Annotated in this window: 12 protein-coding genes; 7 read left to right on the top strand and 5 right to left on the bottom strand. The window is 69.2% G+C overall.

Annotated features, from left to right (window positions below; all coding sequences use genetic code 11):
- Positions 1–15: 15 nt before the first annotated feature.
- From M8J74_RS37110 to M8J74_RS37125, 4 genes are all read left to right on the top strand, one after another.
- Entirely contained in the window at positions 16–681 is a 666-nt protein-coding gene (locus M8J74_RS37110) for a sigma factor (protein ID WP_249840644.1), read from the top strand.
- Between the two features lie 95 nt (positions 682–776).
- The gene (locus tag M8J74_RS37115) at positions 777–1,544 is read left to right on the top strand and encodes an SDR family NAD(P)-dependent oxidoreductase (RefSeq protein WP_249840645.1); all 768 of its coding nucleotides are present in this window, start codon (positions 777–779) and stop codon (positions 1,542–1,544) included.
- 116 nt (positions 1,545–1,660) lie between these two features.
- On the top strand, positions 1,661–2,422 hold the full coding sequence (locus tag M8J74_RS37120) for an SDR family oxidoreductase (protein ID WP_249840646.1): 762 nt from the start codon (positions 1,661–1,663) through the stop codon (positions 2,420–2,422).
- A complete protein-coding gene (locus M8J74_RS37125; protein WP_249840647.1) occupies positions 2,383–2,799 on the top strand; it encodes a hypothetical protein in 417 nt (138 codons plus the stop codon). Before M8J74_RS37120 ends, M8J74_RS37125 begins: the two co-directional genes overlap by 40 nt.
- Before the next feature lie 605 nt (positions 2,800–3,404).
- On the opposite strand, the gene M8J74_RS37130 is transcribed toward M8J74_RS37125, so the two are convergent.
- Together M8J74_RS37130 and M8J74_RS37135 are read right to left on the bottom strand one after the other, a co-directional pair.
- Entirely contained in the window at positions 3,405–3,983 is a 579-nt protein-coding gene (locus tag M8J74_RS37130; RefSeq protein ID WP_249840648.1) for a hypothetical protein, read from the bottom strand.
- Positions 3,984–4,265: 282 nt separating this feature from the next.
- Positions 4,266–4,736, bottom strand: a complete 471-nt coding sequence (locus tag M8J74_RS37135) for a GNAT family N-acetyltransferase (RefSeq protein ID WP_249840649.1) — start codon at positions 4,734–4,736, stop codon at positions 4,266–4,268.
- A gap of 487 nt (positions 4,737–5,223) precedes the next feature.
- Here M8J74_RS37135 and M8J74_RS37140 point away from each other — a divergent pair, with 487 nt between their 5' ends.
- Entirely contained in the window at positions 5,224–5,868 is a 645-nt protein-coding gene (locus M8J74_RS37140; protein ID WP_249840657.1) for a VOC family protein, read from the top strand.
- Positions 5,869–6,296: 428 nt separating this feature from the next.
- Here the strand turns inward: M8J74_RS37140 and M8J74_RS37145 are convergent, their stop codons facing one another.
- Positions 6,297–7,343, bottom strand: a complete 1,047-nt coding sequence (locus M8J74_RS37145) for a saccharopine dehydrogenase family protein (RefSeq protein ID WP_249840650.1) — start codon at positions 7,341–7,343, stop codon at positions 6,297–6,299.
- 128 nt (positions 7,344–7,471) lie between these two features.
- Here M8J74_RS37145 and M8J74_RS37150 point away from each other — a divergent pair, with 128 nt between their 5' ends.
- Complete coding sequence (locus M8J74_RS37150) at positions 7,472–8,419, top strand: helix-turn-helix domain-containing protein (RefSeq protein WP_249840651.1); 948 nt, start codon at positions 7,472–7,474, stop codon at positions 8,417–8,419.
- Positions 8,420–8,601: 182 nt separating this feature from the next.
- Positions 8,602–9,069: an SUKH-3 domain-containing protein gene (locus tag M8J74_RS37155; RefSeq protein WP_249840652.1), complete on the top strand. Its 468-nt coding sequence runs from the start codon at positions 8,602–8,604 to the stop codon at positions 9,067–9,069.
- A 5-nt stretch (positions 9,070–9,074) separates the two neighbouring features.
- Here M8J74_RS37155 and M8J74_RS37160 read toward each other — a convergent pair whose 3' ends face one another.
- Positions 9,075–9,728: a transposase gene (locus M8J74_RS37160; protein WP_249840653.1), complete on the bottom strand. Its 654-nt coding sequence runs from the start codon at positions 9,726–9,728 to the stop codon at positions 9,075–9,077.
- A 105-nt stretch (positions 9,729–9,833) separates the two neighbouring features.
- Positions 9,834–10,187 carry a transposase gene (locus tag M8J74_RS37165; RefSeq protein WP_249840654.1) on the bottom strand — a complete coding sequence of 118 codons (354 nt, stop codon included), beginning with the start codon at positions 10,185–10,187 and terminating at the stop codon, positions 9,834–9,836.
- Positions 10,188–10,750: the final 563 nt, after the last annotated feature.

Below are 10,750 nucleotides of genomic sequence, written 5' to 3' on the forward strand. Positions count from 1 at the left end.
CAAGAGGAGTTCCCCATGCTTGCGACCGGCCCGCAGACCACGACGACCGAACCCGCGCTCGCCCGGTCGGCCGGGGAAGACGACATGGACGCGGCCCTCGACACCTTCCTGGGCGAGCGGACGCGGCTCTACCGCATCGCCCACCACATTCTCGGCGACATCCCCGGAGCCGAGGACGTGGTCCAGGAAGTGTGGCTGCGCTGGCAGCTCACCCAGCGCGCGGAGATCGACAACCCGACCGCGTTCCTGGTGACGGCGACCATCCGGGTGGCCATCAACATCGTCCGCTCCGCCCGCCACCGCCACGAGGTGCCAATCGAGCCGCAGTTGGCCGACTTCGGCGACCGGGCCGCCCCCGACCCCGTACTGAGCGCCGAGCGGAGCGTCGCGGTCGACGGGGCCCTGGCCCTGCTCATGGCGCGGCTGACGCCGGACCGGCTGGCTGCCTACGTCCTGCGCAAGGGATTCGGCTACGCCTACGCCGAACTCGCGTCCCTGCTGCGGATGAGCGCCTCGAACGCGCGCGTGGTGGTGCACCGGGCACAGACCCGCCTGGAGTTCGGTCGGGAGCGCCCGGTCCCCGTCGAGTCGCACCGCCGTCTCGCCGCGGCGTTCCGGACGGCCGCCCACACCGGCGACCTGGACGGCCTGGTGAAGGTGCTCACCCCCGCCGCGCGATGAGTCACCGACCGTGTCACACTGTTCAATGTTTGACCACTGAAGTGGGAACACACCATATCGAGCGTGTGGACCAGTGAAGACAGAAGGAATATGTGATGTTCGCAGACCTCTCCGCCTCGACCTTCGAGGGCCACGTGGCCATCGTGACCGGAGCCGGGTCCGGCATCGGCCGGGCCACGGCAGTGGCCTTCGCCGAAGCCGGCGCGCAGGTGCTCGGAGTGGGACGGCGCGAGGCACCGCTGAAGGAGACCGCCGCACTGCACCCCCGCATCGATGTCCTCGCGATCGACCTCCGCGCCGAGGGAGCCCCCGCCGAGGTGGTACAGACCGCCGTTCGGCGGTGGGGGCGCATCGACTACCTGGTCAACAACGCGGGTGCCACGGCGGTGATGAGGCTCGCCGACACCGACGAGCAGACTGTCACGAACCTGCTCGCCCTGAACGTCGTCGCGCCGAGTCTCCTCGCCCACGCCGCCCTGCCCCACCTGCGCGAGACCTCCGGCACCATCATCAACCTCTCCAGTACCTACGGGCACCGGCCTATGCCGGGCGGCGCGCACTATGCGGCCACCAAGGCCGCCGTCGAACAGCTGACCCGCAGCTGGGCGCTGGAACTGGCGGAGGAGGGAGTCCGCGTCAACGCCGTCGCCCCCGGCCCCACCCGCACTGACGTCATGCTGCACGCCGGACTCACTCCCGAGGCCGCCGACGACATGTACGCCTACGAACGCGACCGCATCCCCACCCACCGCATCGCGGGCACCGAAGAGATCGCCCACTGGGTCCTGCGGATGGCCGACCCCGCGGGACGGCACGCCACCGGCCAGGTCGTCACCGTGGACGGCGGCCTGGAACTCGTCTGACCCCGCCTCGGACAGCGAAGCCCGACCGGCGGTACGCCCGTCCTCCCGTGTCACACATCGGGCACCGGACCGGTCAAACCCCTCGACCGACCAGGCGTTGAGGAGGTTGATGGACGATGAAGGTCGTGGTGTTCGACGACGGCGGACTCATAGGCGTCGAGACCGCCCTGTGGGTCAGGGACCACGGACACGAGGTGGGCATCGTCTCGGCACCCGCCGGGTTCGACGCACTCGCCCCAGAAGAGGTCACCGACGCCCTGCACGACTGTGCTGTGGTGATCGACCTCGTCCATCAACCGCCCCCCGCCACCGGCACGATCCCCACGGAGAACGGCCCGGCCAGCGGCCTCTTGTGCGCCGCGATCGCCGCCGGCGTGCGGCACCACGTGTGCCTCTCCGCGGTCGGCGTTGACCGGGTCCGCGACGACGGTGCCTTCTCCGCGTTGCGCGCCCGGGAAGCCATGATCGAACGCTCCGGCATCCCTCACTCCATCCTGCGCAGCACCCAGCTGTTCGAGGCCGCCGAGGCCATCGCGGACACGGCCACCGAGGACGGCACCGTCCGGGTGCCGCCGCTGCGCGTGCAGCCGGTGTCCCTGACGGACGTGGCGATGTACCTCGCGCACATCGCCGTGTCCCGGCCCCTGGGCGGAGCGCGCGAGATCGCCGGCCCCGAACGGTTCGGCCTGGACCGGTTCGTCCGTATCGCCCTCGCGACGGACGCGGACCGCCGGCCTGTCCACACACACGCCAACAGCGCCTTCCTCGGCGCTCGCCCGCGCACAGTAGACCTCCTGCCGGGCCCCGGCGCCTTCGTCGCGCAGACCAGTTATCGCGAGTGGCTCGCCGGCCGACCCGCCCCCGAGGTCAGCTCCTGACCCCGCCCACCCCGAACCCTCCTCGCAGGAAGAGAACCACGGATGACGACACTGGATATCGAGCTGCTCGGTGCGATGCGCGACTCGCCGCCGTACCACTGCCGTCGAACACGTCCCATCGCGGCGACGGACGGCCCCCGCGCCGCTTCGCTCTGGAACTGCACGTCCCGGACGAGCGGCACCCGGAACTGGAGGCCGAACTCCACGCGGCGGCCACGACCGACGGACCGCACCTGCGCGGGAGCGCGGGGCGCTGGCGCGTCCTGGACGGCTGGAACAAGGTCTCCACCGGACGCCGCCACGAGATCTGCATCTACCGGCTGGAGGTCCAGGAGGCCGAACCGCCGATCACTTCGGCGTCGAAGACCGGGGACTGACGCCGTGCCCGAGACGATCTCGTCCCCTCTGACCAGTGCGGCGATCTTCCTGGTCGTCACGGTCGAGGCGGCGGCGAGTGTGCCGTCCGCGACCTCTGAGTCGTTCATTGATCGACATACCTAACGACTTGGCTCGGGCTCTCTCTCGTGAACTGTCTTTGGGCGAAATGCGCGCGGCGGCCGGAGGGATGCCGGTCTCCACACACCACGCCGTTCCGTATGCCCTACAAGGAGCCGCCGATCGTGACAACGGGGTATCGAAGTCCGGCCGTTGCTGTGGGGTCCCTCGAGGGGAGTTGCCATCGTCGTCCGCAAGGAGTTCGACCAGGTCGATCTGCCGGCGCCGCCGGCAGCACTGGAGTGGCTTCGGGAGGCGATCTTGTCGCGCAGCGCGCACCACGAGGTCTTCAGCGGTCACGGGTTGGCGCACCTACGATCATGACCGTGTCGCTTCCGGCGCGTGACGTGCAGTTCCACAGGGCGCCCCGTGCTCTTACACGGCACGTTGCCGACATGCCGGCAGCAAGCGAGACGAGGCCGCCGTCGTGCGTCACTTGACCCCCACCAGCAGCGTTGCTGCCCCGGCCGCACCTCAGAAAGGTCTTTCAGGACTCGGGGATCCATTCCACGGGAGGGGGTGTGCGGCAGTAGTGGGTTCCCCTGGTGCCGTAGTGGGCGAGGTACAGAGTCTCGCCGTCGACTTGGAGCTCTGATGGCGGAGGGTTGGAAACGGAGATCCACGGGTGGGAGTGGCCGTCGATCCGCACGGGCTCCCGGGGTTGGTTCCAGGCGTCCGCCCTTCTCTGGGCCTGCTCGCGAGTCCACGGGTTCTGCAGGGTCCGCGGGGCGGCCGGGTCGTGCCTATGGCCGTTGAGGGCGCGCACAAGCGCTTCGCTGTAAACGCCCTTGACCCGGAAGTTCTCCAGGTCCTCGGCGCGTACGACCATGTTGACGTATCGGCGGCTGTTGCCACGGTGCCGACCCACCGCAGGCCAGCGACAGTGACCGGGGTCCCAGCGGACGGGCGGGAGCCACAGCAGGGCTCCTGCGCGGAAGTGCTTCGTGCCGTGCTGGATGTCGAGGCCGCTCTCGCCGTGCGCCGTTTCTCGCGCCACGTTGGCCACCAGGCACCAGCCCAGCATCCCGTCCGACGTATCGTCTTCGGTGGGTCCCGTGTATGTCACGCCGAGAATCTTGAGGCACGCAACGGGTCGCGAGCCAGCTCTTATCAGCTGAACCGACCGCAACGAACCGTGGAGCGATCCACCTCGAAGAGCTCGGCGAGCACCACGTGCGGCAACTGATGGCGCAGATGGACCAGGTGACCAGCAGCCGATCGAGGAAGACCAGCTTGGGCTTCCGGCCGGCACCCTTCGCCCGCCGAGCTCCCCGCGAGGGCAGGATGGGAACAGGTCTCACGGGCCCAGTCGGCTTCACAATCACCCAACCCGTGGCGCCCTTGCATGTCACGGGCCGACCGGGTCACCCGCCATGTCCGCCGAGGCCGTTCGCCGCTTGGCCTGGATCGCGTCTGCCGGGACCTCGAAGACGATCGCGAGCCCGTCGCGCTCGTTGCCGTGCTCACCGACGCGCGTGAAACCGAAGCCCGCGATGGTGGCCAGGGAGGCGGTGTTGTCGGAGCCGATCCTGGCCCGCACGGTCATGACACCGGGTTCGGCGGCGGCCCTGACGAGCAGCGCCCTCAGCATGGCGCGGGCATAGCCCTGGCGGCGATATCCGGGCACGACGGTGTAGCCGACCTCGACCAGACCGGCCTCGTCCGGTGGCCCGTGGAACCCGGCGTCGCCGACAACGGCCCCGTCCAGCTCGGACACCGCGGCCCGCGTGATCCAGGGCGCGGCAGACGGGTCCTTGGCGAGCTGGTCAGCGCGATAGCCGAAGATCCAGCGGGCCCGGTCGCAGACGACGTTCGTCAAGGACGACCCCGGCCCCGGCGCTGCCGCGGGCGAGGTCACCGTCGGCAAGCGCCCGTAGAGCCTTGCGCTGCAGCTGGCCCTGTCGATCATCCGCGGAACGCCGTCGAGCAGCTCCGTGAGTCCCTGCGCAGGGGCTGTCGCCGCGGCAGGGTGGGGCACGTCATCCAAGAGGAGCGTGCTCTTGGCAGTGACGACCACGAAGTCCTCAGAGGGCTGCGGGGGAGGATCTGCGGGGCGCGGGTCGGTCCTTCGTCTTCCGTCACCACTTTCGTGCCGCGGTATCCGGCATCGTGCGGCAACTGCGGTGTCGAGCCGGACGCTGGTACTTGGTACCGGTGGCGCTCGGCGTCGGCCGGCCGGTCGCCGGAGGCCCGGGCTGTCGCACAGACCCCGCTCGCGGTGGAGGGGCGCCGGTAGGCGGGGTGGAGTCTGTGGCGGGACCGGTCAGGAACGGAGAAGCCTCGGCCGCCGTGAAGCCTCTAGCGTGATGGTCATGGCAACCACCACTTCCACCGCAGCCCACACGTCCCTGGCGTCCGTCACCCTTGAGGTGGCCGACCTTGAGGCCGCCCGTCGCTTCTACACTGCCTTCGGCGTGGACACGTACATCAGTTTGCGGGCCTCTGAGGCCCCCTCCACCGGATTCCGCGGCTTCACCCTGGCGCTGACGGTGGCTGGACCGGCCACCGTCGACGGGTTCGTCGCCGACGCCGTGGACGCCGGCGCCACGGTGCTCAAGCCCGCCGCGAAGTCGCTGTGGGGCTACGGCGGCGTCGTTCAGGCTCCCGACGGGACCATCTGGAAGATCGCGACCTCGGCGAAGAAGGACAGCGGTCCTGCCACCCGCGAGGTCGACGAGGTCGTTCTCCTGCTCGGCGTCGAGGACGTGAAGGCCACCAAGCAGTTCTACGTCGGGCGGGGCCTGACCGTGGCCAAGAGCTTCGGCGGCAAGTACGCCGAGTTCGCTTCCGGTCAGTCGAGCTCTGTCAAGCTGGCCCTGTACAAGCGCCGTGCCCTGGCCAAGGATCTCGGTGTCACAGACGACGGCACCGGCTCGCACCACGTCATCCTCGGCAGCACCGCCGGCACCTTCACCGACCCGGACGGCTTCATCTGGCAGCCCGTCGCATAGGCCGTCTGCCGCCGGACAGCACCCCAGCCTGCGAACTCGTCTGCGAATTTGCGAAGTTCGGTTGCCTCGTCGCGACACGCGACGAGCCGCTCGTCGTCCTCGCAGTCGCCGAAGACGTCACCGGAGCGCGACGCGGCAGGTGGGTCAGCACTGGCGCGGTTCAGGATGAGTATGTCGACTGCGTGGGTGCCGGGTGGCCGGGTGCGTTCGCCAGATGGACACCCCTGGCCCACGCCCCGCCCAAGGGGTGACGGTCGACGGGATCACTGAACTGCCGCGCGACATGCAGGACATTGCACGAGCTCACCGCCGGGCGATGTCCAAACGTGAGGGCAGCACCCGTGAAGGTGAGGTAATCGAACCAGGACGCCGACGCCCGGTCGTCACGGCTTGCTGAGGGCGCGAGCCGCCGGGCGGATGGGCTCGACTCAGGCGTTTTGCTTCTGCGGGGGGTGCAGGTCGAGTGTGATGTGCGGGTCGAGCGCGTGCAAGAAGTCGGGGGCGTCGAAGATCTCGCCGGCGGAGACGACGCCCACGGTCTTGGTGCGGCCCGTCAGGACGCGCTCGAGGGCCTCGGAGACGAGGGGCGCGGTGACGGCGTAGATGTCCTGGCCGTTGGCCGTGGCCCGGCGTTCGGCTCCGCCGGAGCGGACGACGACGTCGACGAGGAAGGTCTGGTTCGAGCGCCCGCTCTCGTCGGTGGCGGTCGGTGCCGGCGTCTGGGGGGCGGCGACGTCTCGGGCCGCCTCGGTGGTCATGTAGGTGGTCACGTCGGGGATGGAGAGGTGCTGGGCTACGGTGACGACGTCCGCCATCGTGAACTCCCCGATCACCGGCCGGGGTCCCATCGGTTCCGGGAAGGTCCACTTCAGGGTGGGCGCGGCGTCGGTGCGGTGCTCCCACTGTCCGCCGCTGTAGCGCAGGCGGTAGTTGCCACGTCGCTCGCGGGAGACCGCGCCCGAGAGCCGGGTACCGGCGGTGGGGTGCCAGCTGCTGAGCGCATAGGCGATGTGTGCCTCGTCGGCCTCGGTCCAGTCGCCCATCGCCGCTGTGGCCAGTAGGTCGCCGAGGCCGCCGAAGAAGGCCATGGCTGGGACGATCACCGCTCCCGCGTCCCGGGCCCGCTCGCGGTAGTGGACGAAGGTGTCGAGGTTGGCCTCAAGCTCGGCGGCCACGTCCAGGTACGGGATCTTCGCGCGGAGCGCTGCCTCGATCACGGGGCCGGTGGTCGAGGCGAAGGGGCCGGCGCAGTTGATGACCGCCGCCGCTCCCACCAGGGCCCGGTCCAGCGAGGCCGGGTCGTCGACCGACGCCATCCGGGCCTCCAGTCCGTGCTCCTTGGCCAGTTCCTCCAAGGCCTGCGCACTGCGCCCGGACAGCACCGGGACGAACCCACGCGCGGCCAGCTCCGCGACCACGAACCGCCCGGTGTGACCGTACGCGCCGAACACCGTCACCAGCTGACCTGACCCCATGAGGCTGCTCCCGTGCACTCGGACCACCGCTGCGAGGTCCATCCGCTGCGGCCTGACACCCACATCCTGTCCCTCCGTCAGGAGCCCGCGCGAGCGTCGGAAATGACACGCCCCGTACAGTTTCGGACATGCCTGCTGTTGCGCTGGCCGTCACCGACGGCATGCTCCACTACGAACTCTCCGTGGCCGTCGAGGTCTTCGGAGCCGACCTAACCCACATCCTGGACCCCTGGTACGACTTCTCCCTCTGCGGAAGCGGTCCGGTGCACGTCGGCCGCTTCCGCCTGGAACCCGACCGCGGACTCGACCACCTCGCGCATGCGGACACAGTGATCGTCCCTGGCTGGGCCGACACCGACCGCGACCCGCCCACTGAGCTGGTTGAGGCGGTGCGTGCGGCCCACACGGCCGGTGCCCGCGTGGCTTCACTGTGCACGGGCGCCTTTGTCCTGGGCGCGGCAGGACTGCTCGACGGCAGGCGCGCCACCACACACTGGGCCCACACGCAGGACCTGGCCCGGCGCCACCCGGCGGCCACCGTCGATCCGGACGTCCTCTACGTCGACAACGGCGACGTCCTCACCTCCGCGGGCAAGGCCGCCGCCATGGACCTGTGCCTGCACCTGGTCCGCCTCGACCACGGCTCGGCCAACGCCAACAAGATCGCACGACGCCTGGTTATCCCACCCCACCGCGACGGCGGCCAGGCCCAGTTCATCGCCACACCCCTCCCCGCCCCAGGCAACAACCCCCTGGGCGAGCTCTTCTCCTGGGTGCTCGAGCGGCTGGACCAGCCGCTGACCGTGGAGGACCTGGCCCGCCATGCCCGCATGAGCTCACGCCACCTCGGCCGCCACTTCAAGCACCTCACCGGCACCACGCCACTGCAATGGCTCCACACCCAGCGTATTCGCCACGCCCAGGAACTGCTGGAGACCACCGACGCCACCGTGGACACCATCGCCGCGGCCACCGGCATGGGCACCGCCACCACCCTGCGCCGCCACTTCCACCGAAGCGTCGGCGTCGCGCCCGACACCTACCGCCGCACCTTCCGTCCCCAACGAAAGGAGTAGTTCCAAGGCCCGGCGGCCGATCGAACAGCGCCAAGGCACGGTGCCGTCCGAAGTGGTGAACAAACGCTGCCCAAACTCGGGCTCTGGTCCACTTCTTGTGGTGCGGTCACACGCTGTTCTCTCTCGGGTCGTCTACTGGGATGATCGCCTGATGTTTCACGCTGGGGGGGGCTGGGCCTGTCATGAGCGAGTGGTCGCTGGAGGTGCTTGAGGTCTTGGAGGCTTCTGGATGGACGGCAGGCAGGCGAGTCGACACGACCGGCTGGCGGTCCAGGTTCGAAGCGGTCGGCATCCTCATGCACGACGCTGCGGAGAGGTTTCTCCAGGAGTTCGGGGGGCTGAGCGTGAGCGTCGGCGGCCCGGGAGTCAACCGTGCCCGGGAACCATTCGAGCTGGACCCGGAGCTGGCTTGGGGAGAGGATGACCGGTTCTCCGAGTGGAGCGACTCTTTGGGGAGACGTCTCTTCCCGCTCGGCGAGCTCGATCACGGCCGGTTCTTTCTCGGTATCGATGAGGGCAGTGAGATCTGCCTTGTTGAGACCTGGGTCGCCAGTTTCGGGCCCATGCCGCGCGCCCTCGAAAATCTGATCCTTGGCGTGATGCCCCGCAGGATCGATGACGATCACCGACAGTCGGATCAGGCCCGCTGACATGGTCATTTGGCGAGCAGGACGCGCTTGCGGAGGAGCTCGAATCCTGCGCGGCCGAACATCTGGCGCTTGAGCATCTTGACCCGGTTGACATGGCCCTCGACGACACCGGAGTTCCACGGGTGGGAGAGGCCGGCGACGACGGCGTCAAGGTCGCGTAGGAGGTGGTGGGCGAACCGGTTGAGACTGCGCAGGCCGGAAGCTGCTTTGGCTGATTCGATCCACTCTGGCAGTTGGTCGCCTTGCAGTTCGGTGACCATGTGGGCGAAGGTCTGCACGTGCTTGGCGAGGACGTCCAGCTCGGGGCAGTTGGCCAGCACGGCCTTGAGTTGGATCCGGTGGCTCTCGATCAGGGCGTCCGGGTGGGTCAGGAGCCAGCGGGTCACGGCGCGGGCCGATGGCGGCCGGTGTCCGACCGGCTGGGGTTTGCCGCGCAGAGTCCTGCTCACGTAGTTGCGGACGTTGCCGTAGCCGTCCGGGTAGCCCTGCTCTCTGATCTCCTCCCACAGCTTCCAGGCGTTGGTGCAGCCTTCCTGCCAGCGCAGGTCGAGGTAGGGCTTGTAGGTGTCGAGCTTGGTCGCGCGGCTTTGCCACTGGCCAGTGAACAGCTCCTCCGGTGTGGCTGCCCGGGAGAAGCGCAGGATCGTGTTGAGCGTCATCCCGAGCTGCCGGGCAACGGACCGCTTGCTGTGGCCGGCCTTCAACAGCGCGTGGATGGTGGCGTGCTTGGCGCGGGTGCGTTCGGCGAACCGGTGGCCCGTCGGCTAGGGCGATGACGCGGCCGGCTCCGCCTCCTCCGGTGGTTCATCAGGCGGTGCTGGTGCGGGGCGCAGGCAACCGCGGTGTCGGTAGACGCACTTCTCGGCGGCTTCGCCCAGGTTGTGCCAGAGATGCCACCGGTCCGCGATCTGTATGGCCTGTGGGGCGCCACGGGTCGCGCCCTCGGCGAAGAAAGGGGCTCGGTCGCGGCAGACGATCTCGATGCCGGGCCGCTCGGCGAGCCAGGCCGCCAGCGTGTCCGCCTCCCGGTCCGGCAGGAGATCGATCGGGCGGTGTGTCTCGACGTCGACGAGCACCGTTCCGTAGATGCGGCCCTTGCGCTGGGCGTACTCGTCCATGCCGAACGCGGGGCGCCGTGACCGGAGGATCCGGCAGCGAGGCGATCAGCCGCAGCAGGGTATTCCGGCTGACCGACGCTCCGAAGACATCCGTCACGCGAGCCCCGGCCCGGCCCGCGAGCGCGAGGCCGACCGAGATGAGCGTCGATCGCAACCGTTCCGTCCGCTGGCCGAACCGGCGAGTGAGCCCCGGAACCTGCTCGGCGAAGGTCTTGCGCGAACAGGAGCCCTCCGCGCAGACGAACCGGCGCACCCTCAATGCCACCACGACAGACTTGCCCGCCGTCGGTAGATCGTGAGGAAACCGCAGATAGGAGCCGTGCATTCGCCCCGACAAGTACCCACAGCCAGGGCAGGTCGCCTGCCGAGCAGTACTCAGGGCCTCGATCCGGACGACCGTGTCGGTTGCCTCGACCGACTCCACCAACACATTCTCCAGCGAGGAGAACAGCAACTCATCGAACTCCGGCCGTTACTTGATTCACGGCGCAGGACTGTCGACTACATCGCACACCGACCGGGCGATTTTCGGGCTATCTCAGAGGTCGTTCTCTTTCCGAACC

The sequence above is a fragment of the Streptomyces panaciradicis genome (assembly GCF_023516615.1).
GTDB classification, from domain to species: Bacteria; Actinomycetota; Actinomycetes; order Streptomycetales; family Streptomycetaceae; genus Streptomyces; species Streptomyces panaciradicis.

Coding starts and splice junctions, on each gene's coding strand:
- M8J74_RS37120 (WP_249840646.1), top strand. CDS start 1,661: ATGAAGGTCGTGGTGTTCGACGACGGCGGACTCATAGGCGTCGAGACC.
- M8J74_RS37165 (WP_249840654.1), bottom strand. CDS start 10,187: ATGGACGAGTACGCCCAGCGCAAGGGCCGCATCTACGGAACGGTGCTC.
- M8J74_RS37145 (WP_249840650.1), bottom strand. CDS start 7,343: ATGGGGTCAGGTCAGCTGGTGACGGTGTTCGGCGCGTACGGTCACACC.
- M8J74_RS37150 (WP_249840651.1), top strand. CDS start 7,472: ATGCCTGCTGTTGCGCTGGCCGTCACCGACGGCATGCTCCACTACGAA.
- M8J74_RS37110 (WP_249840644.1), top strand. CDS start 16: ATGCTTGCGACCGGCCCGCAGACCACGACGACCGAACCCGCGCTCGCC.
- M8J74_RS37155 (WP_249840652.1), top strand. CDS start 8,602: ATGAGCGAGTGGTCGCTGGAGGTGCTTGAGGTCTTGGAGGCTTCTGGA.
- M8J74_RS37115 (WP_249840645.1), top strand. CDS start 777: ATGTTCGCAGACCTCTCCGCCTCGACCTTCGAGGGCCACGTGGCCATC.
- M8J74_RS37140 (WP_249840657.1), top strand. CDS start 5,224: ATGGTCATGGCAACCACCACTTCCACCGCAGCCCACACGTCCCTGGCG.
- M8J74_RS37160 (WP_249840653.1), bottom strand. CDS start 9,728: ATGACGCTCAACACGATCCTGCGCTTCTCCCGGGCAGCCACACCGGAG.